The sequence below is a fragment of the Pseudomonas sp. UME65 genome (genome assembly GCF_014170225.1).
Lineage (GTDB): Bacteria > Pseudomonadota > Gammaproteobacteria > Pseudomonadales > Pseudomonadaceae > Aquipseudomonas > Aquipseudomonas protegens.
Genome location: NZ_LZZQ01000013.1, coordinates 807,849 through 827,936, shown reverse-complemented (window position 1 = coordinate 827,936; position 20,088 = coordinate 807,849). Strand labels below are relative to the sequence as shown.

General features: G+C 61.9%; 19 protein-coding genes. 4 read left to right on the top strand and 15 right to left on the bottom strand.

The window, feature by feature from the left end; translation table 11 throughout:
* Positions 1-132 precede the first annotated feature (132 nt).
* Genes A9971_RS18650 through A9971_RS18640 form a run of 3 tightly spaced genes read right to left on the bottom strand, consistent with a single transcriptional unit; the run spans position 133 to position 3,733 of the window.
* Entirely contained in the window at positions 133-1,497 is a 1,365-nt protein-coding gene (locus A9971_RS18650) for an aspartate aminotransferase family protein (RefSeq protein ID WP_011064100.1), read from the bottom strand.
* A 56-nt stretch (positions 1,498-1,553) separates the two neighbouring features.
* Positions 1,554-2,912 carry a glutamine synthetase family protein gene (locus tag A9971_RS18645; RefSeq protein ID WP_011064101.1) on the bottom strand — a complete coding sequence of 453 codons (1,359 nt, stop codon included), beginning with the start codon at positions 2,910-2,912 and terminating at the stop codon, positions 1,554-1,556.
* Positions 2,913-2,950: 38 nt separating this feature from the next.
* Entirely contained in the window at positions 2,951-3,733 is a 783-nt protein-coding gene (locus A9971_RS18640) for a gamma-glutamyl-gamma-aminobutyrate hydrolase family protein (RefSeq protein ID WP_041120312.1), read from the bottom strand.
* Between the two features lie 278 nt (positions 3,734-4,011).
* Here A9971_RS18640 and A9971_RS18635 point away from each other — a divergent pair, with 278 nt between their 5' ends.
* The gene (locus A9971_RS18635) at positions 4,012-5,388 is read left to right on the top strand and encodes a glutamine synthetase family protein (protein WP_011064103.1); all 1,377 of its coding nucleotides are present in this window, start codon (positions 4,012-4,014) and stop codon (positions 5,386-5,388) included.
* 140 nt (positions 5,389-5,528) lie between these two features.
* Positions 5,529-6,167: a TetR/AcrR family transcriptional regulator gene (locus A9971_RS18630; protein ID WP_053154425.1), complete on the top strand. Its 639-nt coding sequence runs from the start codon at positions 5,529-5,531 to the stop codon at positions 6,165-6,167.
* An 8-nt stretch (positions 6,168-6,175) separates the two neighbouring features.
* Here the strand turns inward: A9971_RS18630 and coaA are convergent, their stop codons facing one another.
* The 11 genes from coaA to argE form a co-directional block, all read right to left on the bottom strand.
* A complete protein-coding gene (gene coaA / locus A9971_RS18625; RefSeq protein WP_011064105.1) occupies positions 6,176-7,093 on the bottom strand; it encodes a type I pantothenate kinase in 918 nt (305 codons plus the stop codon).
* 117 nt (positions 7,094-7,210) lie between these two features.
* The gene (locus A9971_RS18620; protein ID WP_011064106.1) at positions 7,211-7,426 is read right to left on the bottom strand and encodes a molybdopterin-binding protein; all 216 of its coding nucleotides are present in this window, start codon (positions 7,424-7,426) and stop codon (positions 7,211-7,213) included.
* 34 nt (positions 7,427-7,460) lie between these two features.
* Complete coding sequence (gene ssuB / locus A9971_RS18615) at positions 7,461-8,267, bottom strand: aliphatic sulfonates ABC transporter ATP-binding protein (RefSeq protein ID WP_011064107.1); 807 nt, start codon at positions 8,265-8,267, stop codon at positions 7,461-7,463.
* A complete protein-coding gene (gene ssuC / locus A9971_RS18610; protein ID WP_183001196.1) occupies positions 8,264-9,052 on the bottom strand; it encodes an aliphatic sulfonate ABC transporter permease SsuC in 789 nt (262 codons plus the stop codon). The genes ssuB and ssuC overlap by 4 nt, the downstream gene beginning before the upstream one ends.
* A 9-nt stretch (positions 9,053-9,061) precedes the next feature.
* Positions 9,062-10,210, bottom strand: coding sequence for an FMNH2-dependent alkanesulfonate monooxygenase (gene ssuD, locus A9971_RS18605; RefSeq protein ID WP_183001197.1), 1,149 nt, complete (start codon positions 10,208-10,210; stop codon positions 9,062-9,064).
* A 24-nt stretch (positions 10,211-10,234) separates the two neighbouring features.
* Entirely contained in the window at positions 10,235-11,200 is a 966-nt protein-coding gene (locus A9971_RS18600; RefSeq protein ID WP_011064110.1) for a sulfonate ABC transporter substrate-binding protein, read from the bottom strand.
* An 89-nt stretch (positions 11,201-11,289) separates the two neighbouring features.
* Entirely contained in the window at positions 11,290-11,883 is a 594-nt protein-coding gene (ssuE, locus tag A9971_RS18595) for an NADPH-dependent FMN reductase (RefSeq protein WP_011064111.1), read from the bottom strand.
* Between the two features lie 311 nt (positions 11,884-12,194).
* Positions 12,195-12,833: a peroxiredoxin gene (locus A9971_RS18590; RefSeq protein WP_011064112.1), complete on the bottom strand. Its 639-nt coding sequence runs from the start codon at positions 12,831-12,833 to the stop codon at positions 12,195-12,197.
* 273 nt (positions 12,834-13,106) lie between these two features.
* Positions 13,107-14,504 carry an OprD family porin gene (locus tag A9971_RS18585; RefSeq protein ID WP_183001198.1) on the bottom strand — a complete coding sequence of 466 codons (1,398 nt, stop codon included), beginning with the start codon at positions 14,502-14,504 and terminating at the stop codon, positions 13,107-13,109.
* 501 nt (positions 14,505-15,005) lie between these two features.
* Positions 15,006-16,304: an amino-acid N-acetyltransferase gene (gene argA, locus A9971_RS18580; protein WP_011064114.1), complete on the bottom strand. Its 1,299-nt coding sequence runs from the start codon at positions 16,302-16,304 to the stop codon at positions 15,006-15,008.
* A 136-nt stretch (positions 16,305-16,440) separates the two neighbouring features.
* On the bottom strand, positions 16,441-17,598 hold the full coding sequence (gene argE / locus A9971_RS18575) for an acetylornithine deacetylase (RefSeq protein WP_183001199.1): 1,158 nt from the start codon (positions 17,596-17,598) through the stop codon (positions 16,441-16,443).
* Positions 17,599-17,756: 158 nt separating this feature from the next.
* On the opposite strand from argE, the gene A9971_RS18570 reads away from it, so the two are divergent.
* A complete protein-coding gene (locus A9971_RS18570) occupies positions 17,757-19,124 on the top strand; it encodes an inorganic triphosphatase (protein ID WP_011064116.1) in 1,368 nt (455 codons plus the stop codon).
* A 9-nt stretch (positions 19,125-19,133) separates the two neighbouring features.
* On the opposite strand, the gene A9971_RS18565 is transcribed toward A9971_RS18570, so the two are convergent.
* Positions 19,134-19,604, bottom strand: a complete 471-nt coding sequence (locus A9971_RS18565; RefSeq protein WP_011064117.1) for an Lrp/AsnC family transcriptional regulator — start codon at positions 19,602-19,604, stop codon at positions 19,134-19,136.
* A 124-nt stretch (positions 19,605-19,728) separates the two neighbouring features.
* Here A9971_RS18565 and A9971_RS18560 point away from each other — a divergent pair, with 124 nt between their 5' ends.
* Positions 19,729-20,052: a hypothetical protein gene (locus A9971_RS18560; RefSeq protein WP_161466791.1), complete on the top strand. Its 324-nt coding sequence runs from the start codon at positions 19,729-19,731 to the stop codon at positions 20,050-20,052.
* Positions 20,053-20,088: the final 36 nt, after the last annotated feature.

Genomic DNA, 20,088 nt, shown 5'->3' with positions numbered 1-20,088 from the left:
AGCGGCCAATATCCGGGCAACCAAAACGGCGGGTAGTCTGGCAAGATCCAAGGCCGGCTTTCAAGAAAAGACCAGGCTTTTACATCTGCTTTGAACGCAGTGCCCGCAAGCACCGCGCTCAAAGCCTAGCACTCAGCCCTCGAGCACACTCAAGGTCAGGTCCAGACACTTGCGCGCCTTGGCCACCAGCTCGTCGATCTCCGCCTCGCTGATCACCAGGGGCGGCGCAATGATCATGGTGTCACCCACCGCGCGCATGATCAGGCCGTTGTCGAAGCAGAACTGCCGGCAGATCATGCCCACGCCTCGGCCTTCGTAACGCGCCCGGGTGGCCTTGTCCTTGACCAGTTCGATGGCCCCCAGCAGCCCTACCCCGCGAACCTCGCCCACCAGCGGGTGGTCGCTCAACTCGCGCAGACGTTTCTGCAAATACGGTGCCGCTTTTTCATGGGCGCGCTGGATAATTTTCTCTTCGCGCATGATGCGGATGTTTTCCAGGGCCACGGCAGCGGCCACCGGGTGCCCGGAATAGGTGAAACCGTGGTTGAAGTCGCCGCCCTCGTTGAGCACCGCCACCACTTCGTCGCGCACGATCAGCCCACCCATGGGGATGTAGCCGGAGGTCAGGCCCTTGGCGATGGTCATCATGTCCGGCTTGAGGTCGTAGAAATCGCTACCGAACCACTCACCGGTGCGCCCGAAGCCACAGATCACTTCATCGGCGACGAACAGGATGTCGTACTTGGCAAGGATTTCCTTGATCCGCGGCCAGTAGCTGTCCGGCGGCACGATCACACCACCGGCGCCCTGGATCGGTTCGGCGATAAAGGCCCCGACATTGTCCACGCCCAGTTCGAGGATCTTCTCTTCGAGCTGGTTGGCGGCCCAGATACCGAACTCTTCGGGGCTCATGTCGCCGCCTTCGGCGAACCAGTAAGGCTGCGGGATATGGACGATACCCGGGATCGGCAAGTCGCCCTGCTCGTGCATGTAGGTCATGCCGCCGAGGCTGGCACCGGCCACAGTGGAACCGTGGTAGCCATTGACCCGGCTGATGATGGTTTTCTTGTTCGGCTGGCCCTTGATCGCCCAGTAGTGGCGGACCATGCGCAGCATGGTGTCGTTGCCTTCGGAGCCGGAACCGGTGAAGAACACGTGGTTCATGCCTTCTGGCGCGATATCGGCGATCGCCTTGGACAGCTCCAGCACCGGTGGGTGGGCAGTCTGGAAGAACAGGTTGTAATAGGGCAGTTCGCGCATTTGCTTGCTGGCGGCTTCCGCCAGTTCGTCACGGCCATAGCCGATGGCTACGCACCACAGGCCGGCCATGCCGTCGAGAATCTGATTGCCTTCACTGTCCCAGAGGTACACACCCTTGGCATGGGTGATGATCCGCGGGCCCTTTTCCTTCAGTTGCTTGAAGTCACTGAACGGTGCCAGGTGGTGATCACTGCTGAGGGTTTGCCACTCGCGGGTTTGCGGGTTTTTATGAGTCATCAATCTCTCCTTAGTGTCAGTGAAGGCGCCACTGGCGGGCAGTGGCGCCCGGCGGATCAGACGGCGAACAACAGGAACTCCCGCTCCCACGAACTGATCACGCGCTTGAAGTTTTCGTGCTCGGCCCGCTTCACCGCGACATAGCCGGTGATGAACTTCTGGCCCAGGTACTTCTCGATGGTCTTGCTGTTTTCCATACGCTCCAGCGCGTCTTCGATGGTCAGTGGCAGGCGCAGGTTGCGGCGCTCGTAGCCACGGCCCACCACGGGCGCGCTCGGGTTGTGGCCTTCGACCATGCCGATGTAGCCACACAGCAGGCTGGCGGCGATGGCCAGGTACGGGTTGGCGTCGGCGCCCGGCAGGCGGTTTTCCACGCGACGGTTCTGTGGCCCGGCATCCGGCACCCGCAGGCCCACGGTGCGGTTCTCTTCGCCCCACTCGACGTTCACCGGCGCCGAGGTATCGGGCAGGAAACGACGGAACGAGTTGACGTTGGGGGCGAACAGCGGCAGCAGCTCGGGAATGAACTTCTGCAAACCACCGATGTGGTTGAGGAACAGCTGGCTCATGGTCCCGTCTTCATTGGAGAAGACGTTCTTGCCGGTGTTGATGTCGATGATGCTCTGGTGCAGGTGCATGGCGCTGCCGGGCTCGCCGGTCATGGGCTTGGCCATGAAGGTGGCGGCCACGTCGTGCTTGAGCGCGGCTTCGCGCATGGTGCGCTTGAACACCAGGATCTGGTCGGCCAGGGACAGGGCATCGCCGTGACGGAAGTTGATCTCCATCTGCGCCGTGCCGTCCTCGTGGATCAGCGTGTCCAGGTCCAGCTCCTGCAGTTCGCACCAGTCGTAGACATCTTCGAACAGCGGGTCGAATTCGTTCGCAGCTTCAATGGAGAACGACTGGCGCCCGGTTTCCGGGCGGCCGGAGCGGCCGATCGGCGGCTGCAATGGGTAGTCCGGGTCGTCACTGCGTTTGGTCAGGTAGAACTCCATCTCCGGCGCCACGATGGGCTGCCAGCCGTGGTCGGCATAGAGTTTCAGGACCTTCTTCAGGACGTTGCGCGGCGACAGCTCGATGGGGTTGCCCTGCTTGTCGTAGGTGTCATGGATCACCTGGGCAGTGGGCTCGATGGCCCAGGGCACAAGGTACACCGCGTTCTGGTCCGGGCGGCAGACCATGTCGATGTCGGCCGGGTCCAGCAGTTCGTAATAGATGTCGTCTTCGACATAGTCGCCGGTCACGGTCTGCAGCAGCACGCTCTCGGGCAGGCGCATGCCTTTTTCGGCAATGAACTTGTTGGTCGGCGAGATCTTGCCCCGGGTGATCCCGGTCAAATCGCCGATCATGCATTCGACTTCTGTGATCTTGTGGTCTTTCAACCAATCGGTGAGCTGGTCGAGGTTGTTACTCATAAATGCCTCTAGGCTGAGTTTCCTGACTCTCTATTAAGTCAGGCCTTATGTGACGCTTCGGCGTCGCGTTGTCTTGCCCGCTTGCGGCAGGCATCACCAAAAGCCTGGAAGATGGCCAGGTAGTGAGGGTTGCAGCTTACCTGCCATTCGGGGTGCCATTGCACCCCTAGTGCAAAAGCCTTGCTGGCTTCTACCGAGACCGCCTCTACCAACCCGTCGGGAGCCAGCGCCTCGACCCGCAGCCCCGGGGCCAGACGCTCGACGCCCTGGGCATGGATCGAGTTGACTTGAATCCGCTCCGGCAGGCCCAGCTCCGCCAGAACACCACCGGCCTTGATATGCAGGTCGTGGGCCGGCGCGTACCAGGCGTCCAGGGGCTGGCCGGGCTGTTCGGTGTGCCGGTGGTCCATGAAAGGCTGCACCTGCTGCACGTTCTGATGCAGGCTGCCGCCCAGGGCCACGTTCATTTCCTGGAAGCCGCGGCAGATGCCCAGCACCGGAACACCACTTGCGACGGCGGCGCTCAGCAGCGGCAGGGTGGCAGCATCCCGTGCAGAATCATGAGCAGTGCCCGGCGCGCTGGCAGGACCCTGGTAATGGAAAGGTTCGATATTGGAGGGAGAGCCGGTAAAGAGAATGCCGTCCAGACCGTCCAGAATATCGGACGGGGAAAGCAGTTCCGCCATGGACGGGATAATCACCGGCACGCCCTGGGCTGCGCTGGCTACTGCGTGGACATACTCGTCGCCACTGATGTGATAAGCATGCAGACCGATCTGCCTGGAGCAGGCGGTGACGCCGATTAACGGCAGGCGAGACATGAAACACCCCGGTATTATTGCTGTTATGGGTTTGATTCGAGCTTAGCCTTGTTCATTTTTTTACACAACACCCCCGTAAAAAATACAACACGGCCTGCTCAAGCCTGCGGTACCCAGGGCGGCCGAGCCCCAAAAAACGCCCTGTTTTGCCCCAAAAGAGCCTTGCCAGCCCTTTATTAGGGCATAAAAGGCCTTACTTGACTTCGGCATGCCGTTCGGGTTGACTGAAACCAGAAAAGATCAATGATTGATATTTTTAACAACAAAGGTGTTGCATCATGTCGGTACCCCCGCGTGCCGTTCAGCTCAACGAAGCGAACGCGTTCCTTAAGGAACATCCTGAGGTTCTGTACGTTGACCTTCTGATTGCGGATATGAATGGTGTGGTGCGCGGCAAGCGCATCGAACGCACCAGCCTCCACAAGGTTTACGAGAAAGGCATCAACCTGCCGGCCTCCCTGTTTGCCCTGGATATCAATGGCTCTACGGTGGAAAGCACCGGCCTGGGTCTGGACATCGGCGACGCCGACCGGATCTGCTATCCAATCCCCGATACCCTGTGCAACGAGCCCTGGCAGAAGCGCCCTACCGCGCAATTGCTAATGACCATGCACGAACTCGAAGGCGACCCCTTCTTTGCCGATCCACGGGAAGTCCTGCGCCAGGTGGTGACCAAGTTCGACGAACTGGGCCTGACCATCTGCGCCGCTTTCGAGCTGGAGTTCTACCTGATCGACCAGGAGAACGTGAACGGCCGGCCACAGCCACCACGCTCGCCGATTTCCGGCAAGCGCCCGCACTCCACCCAGGTCTACCTGATCGACGACCTCGACGAATACGTGGACTGCCTCCAGGACATCCTGGAAGGTGCCAAGGAACAAGGCATCCCAGCCGACGCCATCGTCAAGGAAAGTGCCCCGGCACAATTCGAAGTCAACCTGCACCACGTGGCCGACCCGATCAAGGCCTGCGACTACGCGGTCCTGCTCAAGCGCCTGATCAAGAACATCGCCTACGACCATGAGATGGACACCACCTTCATGGCCAAGCCTTACCCGGGCCAGGCGGGCAACGGTCTGCACGTTCACATTTCGGTTCTGGACAAAGATGGCAAGAACATCTTCGCCAGCGAGGATCCCGAGCAGAACGCCGCACTGCGTCACGCGATCGGCGGTGTGCTCGAGACCCTACCGGCGCAGATGGCCTTCCTCTGCCCGAACGTCAACTCCTATCGCCGTTTCGGCGCGCAGTTCTATGTGCCGAACTCGCCGAGCTGGGGCCTGGACAACCGTACCGTGGCCATTCGCGTCCCCACCGGCTCGGCCGATGCAGTGCGCATCGAACACCGGGTCGCCGGCGCCGACGCCAACCCCTACCTGCTGATGGCTTCGGTCCTGGCGGGCGTGCACCACGGCCTGACCAACAAGATCGAGCCGGGGGCGCCTACCGAAGGCAACTCCTACGAGCAGAACGAGCAGAGCCTGCCGAACAACCTGCGTGATGCCCTGCGCGAGTTGGACGACAGCGAAGTCATGGCCAAGTACATCGATCCGAAATACATCGATATCTTCGTCGCTTGTAAGGAAAGTGAGCTGGAGGAGTTCGAACACTCCATCTCCGACCTCGAGTACAACTGGTACCTGCACACCGTGTAAGCGCCAGCTGCATTGAAGAACGCCGCAGGGTTTATCCCGGCGGCGTTTTTTTATGCCCGTGATTCGGATGCGCCCAGGCTGCGGCTACAGGGACAACGGCCCACTCGCGTACAATGCCCGCTGCCCTGTAGGAGAGACTGATGACGCGCACCGCCCCGCTTCGCAAACCCCGTGCACGCAGCCAGGCCCGGATCGACTCCATACTCGACGCCGCACGGACCCTGCTGGCGGCCGAGGGCGTGGCCAGCCTGTCGATCTACAGCGTGGCCGACAAGGCGCAGATCCCGCCATCCTCGGTCTATCACTTCTTCGCCAGCGTCCCGGCCCTGTTGGAAGCCCTTACCGCCGATGTCCACGCGGCGTTCCGCGCCTGCCTGCTGGAACCTATCGACCATGAGCGGCTCAGCAACTGGCGCGACCTGTCACGCCTGGTGGAGCAACGCATGCTCGACATCTACGGCGAGGACGCGGCGGCCCGCCAACTGATCCTCGCCCAGCACGGCCTGACCGAAGTCACCCAGGCCGACCGCCAGCACGACATCGAGCTGGGGGACCTAATGCACAAGCTGTTCGATCATCATTTCGAGTTGCCGACGCTGCCCGTCGATGTCGACGTGTTCGCCCTGGCCATGGAGCTGGGAGATCGGGTGTATGCCCGCTCCGTGCAGCAGCACGGGCAGATCACCCCGCGCATGGCCGAGGAAGGCATGCGCGTCTTCGATGCCTACCTGGGCCTGTACCTGCCGCCCTACCTGGCCAAGCGCCCCACCCCGCCCTGAACGCCGGCTCAGGCCTGACGCAGCAGCAACCGGTCGATGCTGTGGTCCGCCGACTTGTGGATGATCAGGTTGGCTCGCTCCCGAGTCGGCAGGATGTTTTCAACCAGGTTCTTCAGGTTGACCCGGTCCCAGGTATCGGAGGCCACTGACAGCGCCTCGGAATCGGACAGGCCCTTGTACTTGTTGAAGTAGGAATCCCCCGACTGGAAGGCAGTGTTCTTCAGGTAGACGAACCGCTCCAGGTACCAGGTCTTGATGGTCGCTTCGGGAGCGTCGACATAGATCGAGAAGTCGATGAAATCCAGGGCGTTCAGGCCCTCGCCCTGCTCACCCTGCAACACATTCAAGCCTTCCAGGATGATGATGTCCGGCGCCTCCACCGACTGCGCCTCATCGGCCAGGATGTCGTAGCGCACATGGGAATAGATGGGAATCCGCGCCGCTTCGCCCCGGCGGCACACCGCCTGGAGAAAATCCAAGAACAGCGGTTCGTCATAGGACTCTGGAAAGCCCTTGCGGTGCAGGATGTTTTTTTCCTGCAGGGTGGCCAGCGGGAACAGGAACGAATCCGTGGTCACCAGGTGCACATTGGGCTTGCCCGGCCAATAGGCCAGCAGCGCCGCCAGGACCCGGGCAAAACTGCTCTTGCCCACCGCCACGCTGCCGGAAACACCGATCACGTAGGGGGCCTTGAAACCTGTCTGCGGCACCTTCAGCGATTGCACCTGCGCCGCATGCAAATGCAGCAGGCGCGACAGCGGCAGGAGGATCTGCCGCACTTCTTCGGACGCCATGGGCTGGGTCGGACTGGTCAGCGTCTCCATCTCGGATGGCGCAAGACTCATCGGCTCACCGGCCCGCAGAGCGGCCCAATGGTCGCGATCGAACTCCAGATACCCCACATTTGGACCCTGCTCTGTTGTCATGTTTACTGTTCAGGTCTTGCCGAAAGCAGGGAAAGTATCAAATCTGACCGGTATTTACAGCGCCCATGAAAAAGCCCCGAAGGGCTCGCACCGTTCGGGGCCGTGATCGGGCGCCGTTCACAACTTGGCGATCGATACCTCGGTGGACTTCACAAAGGCGATCACTTCGCTGCCAATCGACAGCTCCAGCTCTTTCACCGAGCGGGTGGTGATCACCGAAGTGACAATGCCGGAAGCGGTCTGCACGTCGATTTCCGACAGCACGTCGCCTTCGACGATTTCCTTGATGGTGCCCTTGAACTGGTTGCGTACGTTGATGGCCTTGATGGTCATGGTGTTTCTCCTGGGGTCGAAATGAGCGGCTGTTTTAAAGTGCCCAGCGCAGTTGCGTGGGCAAGGGTGAAACGGGTTCCGGTTCCGGCGGCGAGCCGGGCAATGACAGCACGCGGTTGAGGACTTCGGTTTCCAGCGCCGCCAGGCGATGGGAACCCCGTACCCGCGGGCGTGGCAGCTCGACGTGCAGGTCGAGACCGACCTCGCCGTCTTCGATCAGGATCACCCGATCGGCGATCGCCACCGCTTCGCTGACATCGTGGGTGACCAGCAGCACGGTGAAGCCATGCTGCTGCCACAGGCGTTCGATCAACTGCTGCATCTCGATCCGCGTCAGGGCATCCAGCGCCCCCAGCGGCTCGTCCAGCAGCAACAGCCGCGGCTGGTGGATCAGGGCACGGGCCAGGGCCACGCGCTGCTTCTGCCCACCGGACAGGGCCGCCGGCCATTCCTGGGCGCGGTCCGCCAGGCCCACGGCTTCCAGAGCCTGCAGGGCTTGGGGGCGCCAGTTGCCCTTGAGCCCGAGCCCGACGTTATCGATGACCTTTTTCCAGGGCAGCAGGCGCGCCTCCTGGAACATCAACCGGGTGTCTTCAATGGCAGCGCTCAAGGGCGCGGAACCGGCCAACAGTTCGCCAGCACTTGGCTGGTCGAGACCGGCCAGCAGGCGCAGCAAGGTACTTTTGCCGCAGCCGCTGCGCCCCACCACCGCCACGAACTGGCCGGCGGGAATGTGCAGGTCGATTTCCCGCAGCACCTGCCGCGAGCCGAAGGTCTTTTGCAGTTTGCGCACCGCCAGGGGAATGCCCTGCAGCAGCCGCGGAGGTTGTTGAGCCGTCATTGGGCACCGCCTTTGGCGACCTGGTAGGCCGGATGCCAGCGCAGCCAGACCCGCTCCAGGCCACGCGCGGCCAGGTCCGCCAGCTTGCCGAGCACCGCGTACAGAACGATCGCCAGCACCACCACGTCGGTCTGCAGGAACTCCCGGGCGTTCATTGCCAGGTAGCCGATGCCGGAGCTGGCGGAAATGGTTTCGGCGACGATCAGGGTCAGCCACATGAAGCCCAGGGCAAAGCGCACCCCCACCAGGATCGAAGGCAGGGCGCCGGGCAGGATCACCTGGCGGAACAGGGCGAAGCTGGACAGGCCGTAGCTGCGCGCCATCTCCACCAATGCCGGGTCGACGTTGCGGATGCCGTGGTAGGTGTTGAGGTAGATCGGGAACAGCGTGCCCAGGGCCACCAGGAAAATCTTCGCCGACTCATCGATGCCGAACCACAGGATCACCAGGGGAATCAGCGCCAGGTGCGGCACGTTGCGGATCATCTGTACCGAGCTGTCCAGCAGCCGCTCACCCCATTTCGACAGGCCGGTGATAAAGCCCAGCGCCAGGCCGATGCCGCCACCAATGACAAAACCCAGGCCGGCGCGCCAGCCGCTGATGGCCAGGTGGGTCCAGATATCGCCACTGCGTACCAGGCTGACCCCAGCCTCGATCACCGCGCTGGGGGCCGGCAGGATGCGGGTCGACAGCCAGCCCGCCGACACCGACAGTTGCCACACCGCCAACAACAGCAGCGGCAAGCTCCAGGGCGCCAGACGCTGCACTATGCGTTGTCCGTTCATGGCCACACCTCAGCTCTGGGACACGGCTTTGGGAATGATGTCGTTGGCGACCATCTCCCCGAACGGGCTGACGTAACCCGCCGCCTCAGGCAGCTTGGGACGTTCGATGTCCAGGTGCGGGAACAGCAGTTCGGCCACCCGATAGGCCTCTTCCAGGTGCGGATAGCCGGAGAAGATGAAGGTGTCGATGCCCAGGTCCGCATACTCCTGCATGCGGGCCGCCACGGTCGGGCCATCGCCCACCAGGGCCGTACCGGCACCGCCGCGCACCAGGCCGACCCCGGCCCAGAGGTTGGGGCTGACTTCCAGCTGGTCGCGGCGGCCGCCATGCAAGGCGGCCATGCGCTGCTGGCCTACGGAATCGAAGCGCGCCAGGGACGCCTGGGCCCGGGCGATGGTGTCGTCGTCCAGATGGGAAATCAGCCGCTCGGCAGCCTGCCAGGCCTCGGCGTTGGTTTCCCGCACAATCACGTGCAGGCGGATGCCGAAGCGTACGGTGCGCCCGAGTTTGGCGGCCTTGTCCCGCACCTGCTGGATCTTCTCGGCCACTGCGGCCGGCGGCTCGCCCCAGGCCAGGACCATCTCCACCTGCTCGGCGGCCAGGTCCTGGGCCGCTTCCGAGGAGCCACCAAAATACAGCGGCGGACGGGGTTGCTGCAGCGGCGGATAGAGCAGCTTGGCGCCCTTCACGCTGATGTGCTGGCCGTCGTAGTCCACGGTTTCACCTTCCAGCACCCGGCGCCAGATACGGGTGAACTCCACCGAAGCCTGGTAACGCTCCTCATGGTCGAGGAACAGGCCGTCGCCGGCCAGTTCGTCCGGATCCCCCCCGGTTACCAGGTTGAACAGCGCCCGGCCGCCGGACAACCGGTCCAGGGTCGCTGCCTGGCGCGCCGCTACCGTCGGGGAGATGATCCCCGGGCGCAGGGCCACGAGGAACTTCAGACGCTGGGTCACCGGGATCAGCGACGCCGCCACCAGCCAGGAGTCCTCGCAGGAGCGCCCGGTGGGGATCAGCACGCCGCCGAACCCCAGGCGATCGGCAGCCTGGGCGATCTGCTGCAGGTAAGCATGATCGACGGCGCGAGCGCCTTCGGCGGTGCCAAGGTAATGGCCGTCGCCGTGGGTAGGCAGGAACCAGAAGATATTGAGGCTCATGGAGTTGTCTCCTAAGGGGTCGAATTACGGCGCTTTGGCCACGGCGGCGGTGGGCGTCCAGATCACGTCTTTGATGCTCAACGGCTTGGGAATCAGCTTGAGCTGGTAGAAGCTGTCGGCGATTTTCTGCTGCGCGGCGATCACTTCCGGGGTCAGGAAGCCCGCGCCATAGCCCTGGCGCTTAACCGAAGTGAGGGTGATGTCGGCCGGCAGGCCCAAAAGCGGTGCCACCTGTTGGGTGACCTCCTGCGGATTGCCCTTGGACCACTCGCCCACCGCCCGTACTTCTTCCACCAGGGCGGTAATCACCTCGGGATGCTGTTGCGCGTAGGGTTTGGTGGCCAGGTAGAACTGGTGGTTGTCGACGATGCCCGAGCCGTCACGCAGGGTACGAGCCTGTAGCTGCTGCTCGGCGGCTGCCTGGTAGGGGTCCCAGATGGCCCAGGCATCGACGCTGCCCCGCTCGAATGCGGCGCGGGCATCAGCCGGCGGCAGGAACACGGTCTGGATATCACTGTATTTCAGGCCGGCGTCTTCCAGAGCGCGGACCAGCAGGTAATGGACGTTGGAGCCCTTGTTCAGCACCACCTTCTTGCCCTTGAGGTCCTGCACCGACTGGATCGGCGAACCCTTGGGTACCAGGATCGCTTCGCTATGGGGGGCCGGCGGCTCGTAGGCCACATACAGCAAGTCGGCACCGGCGGCCTGGGCAAAGACTGGCGGGGTCTCGCCGGTCACGCCGAAGTCGATGGACCCGACATTGAGGCCCTCCAGCAACTGTGGGCCTCCGGGAAATTCAGTCCACTGCACCTCGACGCCCTGCTGCGCCAGGCGCTTCTCCAGGGAACCCTTGGCCTTGAGCAGCACCAGGGTGCCGTACTTCTGATAACCGATCCGCAAGGTCTCGGCCTGAGCTTGAACAATGGCGCCGAAGGACACAGCCGCAGCAAACAGAGCGACCAGACCGCGACGCAAAATGACAGGGCGCATGGCGCTCTCCTTTTTGCTATGGGGTTGTGGCTGCACCTGCTTGCCCGTTGGCGGGCGAGTAAGGCGAGTATTTCAATCGGGGGTGAGGCTCAAATGCTCCAGCGAGCACTCAACAGGCGTTCATTGAGCAGATGCGGATCCAGCGGTTTGGGGCGACGGGCCATGGCGCTGTGGAACTGCTCGAGCGCTTCTTTCAAGCGTTGCTCCAGGGCCTCGGCCAATTGCGGCTGGGCGCTGCCCTCGCCGTAGGCGATCTGGCTGTCCTCGGCAAAGATGCCCTGGAGCATCTCCTGGGCCTTGAGGGCCGAAAGCACCGGCTTCAATGCGTAATCCACCGCCAGCATGTGGGCAATACTGCCGCCGGTAGCCATGGGCAGCACCACCTTGTGGCTCAGGGCCCGCTCGGGCAGCAGGTCGAGCAGGGTTTTCAGGGCCCCGGAAAACGACGCTTTGTACACCGGCGTCGCAATCAGCAGGCCGTCGGCCTGTTCGATCTGTTGCAGCAGGTCGATGACCTTGGGGCTGTCGAAGCGCGCGTGGAGCAGATCCTCGGCCGGGAAGTCCCGTACCTGGTAGCTGACCACTTCCACGCCTTGCTGCTGTAACCAGCGCTTGGCCAACTCCAGCAGCACCCCGGAACGGGAGCGTTGGCTGGGACTGCCACCGAGAGAGACCACCAGCATGCAGAGAATTCCTTGAACGAAGAAAGCGATTCGCGGGATGCGATCTCGCCGAATTGGAGAGACCTTAACAGCCTATTTTTATATCCATAAATCTTATTTATTCATTTGTTTATTCCTTAAAAATATATAAGAAAGTATTTTCCGCAGGCAAAAAAATAGGCCGTCGGAACGGCCTTAAAACCCCTGCTTTATGGATCTGTTGCTCCTGCGTGCTTCGTAGGAGCGGGCTTGCCCGCGAAAGGGTCCGCGAAACTTGCGCCGGCCTCACGACCGCCTTTGTCGGCAAGCGAGCTCCTACGGCGGTTGGTGTATCAGCGGTTGGGTTGCGGCGTCAGGCGCAGATAGGGCTTCACTGCGCGATAGCCCTTGGGAAAGCGACGCTTGATCTCTTCCTCGTCCTTGAGCGAAGGCACGATCACCACTTCGTCTCCGTCCTGCCAGTTGGCCGGGGTGGCCACCTTGTAGTTGTCGGTGAGTTGCAGCGAATCGATTACCCGCAGGATTTCGTGGAAGTTGCGCCCGGTGCTGGCCGGGTAGGTGATGGTCAGGCGAATCTTCTTGTTCGGGTCGATGACGAACAGCGAGCGTACGGTCAGGGTGTCGTTGGCATTGGGGTGGATCAGGTCATAGAGGTCCGAGACCTTGCGATCGGCATCCGCCAGGATCGGGAAGTTGACCCGGGTGTTCTGGGTCTCGTTGATGTCTTCGATCCACTTGTGATGGGAGTCCACCGGGTCCACCGAGAGGGCAATGGCCTTCACCCCGCGTTGTGCGAATTCGTCCTTGAGCTTGGCGGTAAAGCCCAACTCGGTGGTGCATACCGGAGTGAAATCCGCCGGATGAGAAAACAGCACGCCCCAGCTATCGCCCAGCCACTCGTGGAAACGAATCTTGCCGGCACTGGAATCCTGTTCGAAGTCGGGGGCGATGTCGCCCAGTCTAAGGCTCATGGGTGCTGCTCCTGTGAGTGCGTGATGAAGCTACTCTGCCTGCACGGGAGACTATTTAAAAAGAATAAATATCGATTTATTAATAATCGAAAGGAATATTAAAAATCTCTTCACTGGACTCGCGCGCAGGCGAAGACCACCCTTCTCAACAAGGTTCGAGAAGGCCTTGAGTAGCTGTAGAAGAGGGGGACTCAGGAAGGGCTCACGGGGGTGGGCCTGACTTGAAGCAATACCTCGCCCGGCATTGCGCCGGGCGAGGTTTTTAACCCGCGATTACATCAGCGGGATCGAGTAGCTGACGATCAGGCGGTTTTCGTCCTGGTCGCGCTGGCCCGGAATGTCGTTACGCCACATGGCGTTTTTCCAGGTCAGGCCCAGGTTCTTCAGCGGACCTTGCGGAACCACGTAAGACAGGGTCAGATCGCGTTCCCACTCGGTGCCACCAGTGCCCAGAGTGGTGACTTGAGCAGCACCGACTTTACCGGCAGTGTTGATGTTATTGCCACGCAGGTAAATGATGCCGGCGGTCAGGCCAGGCACGCCAACCTTGGCGAAGTCATAGGCGTAGCGAGCCTGCCAGGTACGCTCGCCGGCGCGGGCGAACTTCTGGATCTGCATGTCGGTGATGGTGCTGTTGGACGAACCGTCACCCTGGTTCAGCCAAGGGAAGTCGCTGTCACCGTTGCTGTACTGGTAGCCGCCACCGAAGGTGTGACCTTCAACCGAGTACAAAGCCAGGTAGCTGTACAGGTTGTTGTCGACTTTACCTTTGGTGATGGTCGACAGGCCGTTGTCCGGGTAGTAGCCGCTGGTGTAGTAGGCAGCGGTATCGCCGTTGGAGCCGTTGTCGCGGCTGCGGTAGTAACGCAGGTCGCTTTTCAGCACGCCAGGACCGATGGACCAGTTGTGTACCAGGCCCAGGAAGTTCTGCGAGTAGAAGTCTTTCAGCTCACCGTAGTAGTACGAAGCGGTCAGATCCTTGGTGATCTTGTAGTCAGCACCACCGTAGTAGAACTTGTTGCTGAACTTGCCCTTGCTGAAATCGGAGCCGCCGTTGGCGCCCGCAATCGACAAGCCTTCGTTGTTAGTCGAGTTACGCCCTTTGGCGTGCTCGATCTGACCTGCGGTCAAGGTCAGGTCCTTGATCTCGTTCGAAGTGATCTGGCCACCCTGGAAGGTTTGTGGCAACAGACGACCGTCGTTGTACTTGATCACCGGGTTGTTCGGTTGCAGGGTGCCGATTTTCAGCTCGGTCTGGGAAACCTTGACCTTGCCGGTCAGGCCAAGGCTGGAGAAGTCGTTGACCGCTTCAGCGTTGTTACCGTTGGTAGAGTGAGTCGGGAATACGGTGCCGCCATAAGAGGTCTTGGTCGCCCCGTTAGTACCACCACCGGAGTCCAGACGAACGCCCAGCAAACCGATCGCATCCAGGCCGAAACCTACAGTGCCTTGGGTGTAGCCAGAGGTGAAGTTGAAGATGAAGCCTTGGCCCCATTCTTCGTTCTTGCTCTGGGCCTTAGCGGCTTTGGTATCGCCATCACGGTTATCAGTATTGATATAGAAGTTGCGCAGCCCCAAGGTAGCCTTGCTGTCTTCGATGAAACCGGCGGCGCCTGCCTGCTGCGCCAAAACCCCTACGGCCACAGCCAGGGCCAAGGTGGACTTGTTCATGTATCGCTCCTCTCGTTTCTAATTCTTGTGGTTCCTGGCCCCGGATCGAACGCCCGGGTGCCACAGATGCGCGATTAGCGCCAGACCGTGACTGATAAGTCAATCGTAACGACCTGTGTCTACGACCATGGTCTAATCGCAGTGATTTGGTCCATGCAGGGTAATGAATTACTCATAAACCCAAAAAGAATTGTTTAATTCTTTTTCATACCTTTCAGGAATAAAGCTCGCCATTATCAAACGGCGAATCGCAGCGTAGACGCTCGCAAGCTTATTTCTGAAAAATATTCCCCTGACTCAGCCCCCAAGATCCCCTGCGTGTACAAGCGCAAAACGTCATTCAGGATCAAAAAAGCGACGCAATCATGGCTAAGAGCCTATCCTCCCGTCAATTTGTTACAGTTTTTGTATCGAAATGAAATTTTTCTGACATGTGCAACTGGCCGCCACGGTTCGATCAATTGATCGGGCCGTGGCGGCCAGTTGCGCAAAGAGGCGGGTTCAGAGGGCTTTTTCGAAGATCTTCGAATTGCGCTGGTAGTTGTACAGCGAGGCCCGGGCCGATGGCAGGCGCTCGACACTGCTGGGCACGAAACCCCGCTCGCGGAACCAGTGAGCGGTACGAGTGGTGAGGACGAACAGCGTCTTCAAGCCCTGGGCCCGAGCGCGGGTCTCGATCCTTTCCAGCAGCTCGTCGCCACGCTTGCCATGGCGGTACTCGGGGTTCACCGCCAGGCACGCCAGCTCACCGGCATCGGAATCGGCAATCTGGTACAGGGCCGCGCAGGCGATGATCATGCCCTCGCGCTCCACCACACTGAACTGCTCGATCTCGCGCTCCAGCACCTCGCGGGAACGCCGCACGAGGATGCCCTGCTCTTCCAGCGGGCTGATCAGCTCCAGCAAGCCGCCCACGTCCTCGATCGCCGCCTCGCGCACCCGCTCGAACTGTTCCTGGGCCACCAGGGTGCCGCCGCCGTCGCGGGTGAAGAGTTCGGTCAGCAAGGCGCCGTCCTCGGCGTAGCTGACGATATGGCTGCGTCCGACTCCGCCGCGGCACGCCTCGGCGGCGGCATCCAGCAGCTCGGCCTGATAGTTGCCCCCCAGGCGCTGCAAATGCGCCGGCACCTGTTGCGGGCGCAATTCGCGCACCAGCTTGCCGTTTTCATCCAGCAGGCCCGGGTCGGCGCCGAACAGCAGTAGTTTGTCGGCCCCAAGGTCGATGGCGGCGCGCGTGGCCACGTCTTCGCAGGCCAGGTTGAAGGTTTCCCCGGTGGGGGAATACCCCAGGGGCGAGAGCAGGACGATGGAGCGCTCGTCCAGCAGGCGATTGATGCCCTTGCGATCGACCCGGCGCACTTCGCCGGTGTGGTGATAGTCGACGCCTTCCAGCACGCCGATCGGACGGGCAGTCACCAGATTGCCGCTGGCCACCCGCAACCGCGAGCCCTGCATCGGTGAAGAGGCCATGTCCATGGACAGGCGCGCCTCGATAGCGATGCGCAACTGGCCCACGGCATCGATCACGCACTCCAGGGTTGCCGCGTCGGTGATCCTGAGGCCGTGATGGTAATGGGGCGTCAGGCCACGGGCCGCCAGACGGGCTTCGATCTGTGGGCGCGAGCCGTGCACCAGCACCAGGCGCACCCCCAGGCTGTGGAGCAGCACTAGGTCGTGGACGATATTGCCGAAGTTGGGGTGTTCAACGCCGTCGCCGGGCAGCATGACCACGAAGGTGCAGTCGCGGTGGGCATTGATATAGGGAGACGCGTGGCGAAGCCAATTGACGTATTCGGGCATGAACCTGAGCCTGTAAATAAAAAGCAGCCTATGAAAGGACGAAACGGAAAACTCACAGCGGGCTGATGGTTATCGTCGGAACAGGCTTGGCAACACGCTTACTCTCCTCATGGGTACGGACAAGGCCACCGGCAATTTACTGAAATTGGGCCGGCGTCAGGCAGTAATGTTCAATCAATTCACGTAATAGATGCACGGTAGGCTGCAAGCGTGACATTTCGAGGTACTCCCCCGGCTGGTGGGCACAGGCGATATCACCCGGGCCGAGCACCAGGGTCTCGCAGCCAAGGCGCTGAAGATAAGGTGCTTCGGTGCCAAACGCTACTGCTTCGGCACGATGCCCGGTCAACCGCTCTGCCACTCGCACCAACTCGGCATCCTCGGGCTGCTCGAAAGGCGGGACCGCGGGGAACAACGGCGCATAGTCGATCTTCACTTCATGGCGTTCGGCAATCGGCTTGAGCTTCTGCCGGATGGCCTCGCGCAGCACGTCCGGATCCATGCCCGGCAGGGGCCGCAGGTCGAACTCCAGGGAACACTGGCCACAGATGCGGTTGGGGTTGTCGCCGCCATGGATGCAGCCGAAGTTCAGGGTCGGTTGCGGGACGCTGAACTGCGCATTGCGGTACTCGCGCTGCCACAGCAACCGCAGGCCCCGCAGCTCGCCAATGGCATCGTGCATGGCTTCCAGGGCACTGCGACCCAGGCTCGGGTCCGACGAATGACCGCTGCGGCCGAGGATATCGATGCGCTCCATCATCACCCCCTTGTGCAGGCGGATCGGCTTGAGCCCCGTAGGCTCGCCGATCACCGCCGCGCGCCCCAGGGGCCGGCCGGCTTGCGCCAAGGCCCGCGCCCCGGCCATGGAGCTTTCTTCGTCGCAAGTGGCGAGGACCAGCAGCGGCTGCTTGAAAGGCTGATCCAGCAGGGACCGCACTGCCTCGATGATCAGGGCGAAGAAACCCTTCATGTCGCAACTGCCCAGGCCGACCCAGCGGCCGTCAACTTCGGTCAGCTTCAAGGGGTCGGTCTGCCACAGCGCGCTGTCATAGGGCACGGTGTCGCTGTGCCCGGCCAGTACCAGGCCGCCAGGGCCACTGCCGAAACTGGCCAGCAGATTGAACTTGCCGGGGCTGACCTGCTGGATATCACAGGCAAAACCCAGGTCGCCGAGCCAACCGGCCAGCAGGTCGATCACCGCACGGTTGGATTGATCCAGTGCTGCTTGAGTGCAGCTCACCGATGGCGCGGCGATCAGCGCGGCAAACTGATCCTTCATGGACGGCAGGGGCATGAGCTGTCTCCGGGAATCCCAATGTGAGGCCCATCATAGAGGCATCCCGCAAGCGGAAGGAACCGCCGCGGCACCTGCGGGCGCCTTGTCCTGTACACTGCACGGCCTTGGCAGCCAACTCTTCCCCGGCTGCGCTCCCGATCCTGGATTTTCCGGCCATGCAGAAAGAAACCGAAATCAAACTCCGCGTCAGCCGCGAAACCCTCGCCGCCCTGCGCGAGCACCCGCTACTGAAAAAACGCAATAAAAGTGGCTGGGAACGCCGTGAACTGATGAATCAGTACTTCGACACCCCAGAACGCGACCTGGCCCGGGCCAAAGTCGCCCTGCGCCTGCGTCGCGACGGTGACGCGGTGATCCAGACCCTGAAGACCAGCGGCCAGAGCGTCGCCGGCCTGTCCGAACGCAACGAGTACGACTGGCAACTGGCCAAGGCCAAGCTGGACGTGAAAAAGCTCGAAGGCCAATGCTGGCCCGAAGCCCTGGCCGAACTGGACAAGAAGACCCTCAAGCCATTGTTCACCACGGATTTCGTCCGCGAGCGCGCGGAAATCGCCTGGGGCCGCGGCAAGGCCAAGGTGGTGATCGAAGCCGCCCTGGACTTGGGCCAAGTCATCGCCGGCAAGCAAAAGGAAGAAATCTGCGAGCTTGAACTGGAGCTGCGTGAAGGCGAACCGGCTGCCCTGCTGGAGTTGGCAGCAGAGCTGGCCCTGACCCTGCCGCTGATGCCCTGCGACATCAGCAAGGCCGAGCGCGGCTATCGCCTGTTCGACGCCGGCAGCTACTCCCTGAGCCTGCCCGCGCCGCAATTGAGCGCCGAGACGCCCCTGGACGAAGCTTTCGCCGCTCTGGCCTGGCACCTGCTGGGCAGCAGCCAGCGCCTGGCCGAGCAGTACCGCTTCAATGGCCACTGGCGCCTGCTGCAGGACTGGGTGGACAACCTTGCCGAGCTGCGAGCCCTGGCCAGCAGCCTGGGCCAGGCCGCACCGCGCCAGTCCACCGCTGAATTGCGCAGTGCCCTGGACGCCCTGCTGGAAGACTGGCGTCCGCTGGTACAGGCCGGTCTTGATGACGAAGACGTGCGCAAGGCCGCGCCGGAGCAGTTCATCGAAGAGTTGCAGGACGTGCGCTGGGGCCTGTTCTCGCTGAATACCTCGCGCTGGCTGCTGGCCCGGGCCTGGACCACTGACCGCAACACCCGGGGCAACCGCCAGGGCGCCGCACAGCTGGGCAGCTGGTTGCCACGCCTGCTGGCCGAGGAAGCCACCTCCCTGCAACTGCCGCGCTATCAGCAGCAACCGGAAGACCTGGCCGAGCAGTTGCCGCGCATTGAACGCATCCAGGCCTGGTTGCACCACGCCCGCTCCGCGCTGGAGATCCCGGAGCTGGACCGTCTCTATGGCGAGTTGAACAAACTGGCCCAGCTGGCCAACGAGCCGATCACCGACGAAGCCCTCGACGCCCGCAAGCAGCAGGCCATCGCGGTGTTCCAGAACCGCGCCTGGAAAACCCTCCTGCGCCTGTAACCCCGCCCCTCAGCGCATGACCGGCAGGCTGGTGGTGGACTTGATCTCCGACAGGGCAACGATCGAGTTCACCTCCTGGATACCCGGCACCATGGACAGCTTCTCGAAGAAGAAGCGTTCATAGGCTTCGATATCCGCGGTCACGATCCGCAGCAGAAAGTCCACCGCGCCCATCAGCACATAGCACTCCAGCACTTCCGGAAAGCCGCGGATCGCCTCGGTGAACTCGGTGAAGTTGGAGCGCCCGTGAGCGTTGAGCTTGATCTCGGCGAAGATCTGCGTGTTGAGGCCGATCTTCTTGCGGTCCAGCAGGGTCACCTGGCCGCGGATCACCCCCTCCTCCTTCATCCGCTGGATCCGTCGCCAGCATGGCGACTGGGACAACCCCACCTGCTCGGCGATCTGCGCACTGGAAAGCGAGGCGTCCTCTTGCAGCAGCGCGAGGATGCGGCGATCATAGGCGTCCAGGTCGCTATGCATAATAAATACCCATAAACATTAAAAAATGAATTGAACAATTCATATTTAAGCAAACAAACCCAATCTTAGATAAGAAATACCCGAAACCGAATGTAAAAATTTCTCCACTGACCTGGAGACCGCCATGCCCCCTTTCGAGCCAGCCCCCCGCGCCGATGCCTGGAACCTCAACAATGCTCACTGTCGCGTGCACTACCGGATAGTGGCCGACGCCGAGGCCGATGTGCTGTGCCGCATCCTCAACCACTTCGCCCTGCAGTTCCTGGTGCCGCAGCGGGTGTCGATGCAGCAGCAGGACGCCACGCTGTATATGGAGGTGGAACTCGACGACCTGAGCTGGCATCGGGCCCAGGTGATCGGCGCAAAGCTGCGCAACCTGATCAGTGTCTGTGACGTGGAGCTGGAGCTGGAGCTGGCGGAACCTTCGCGCCTGCAGGCCGCGGGTTGATCCCGGCAAAACCCTGCAACCCTTGGCAAGCATTCC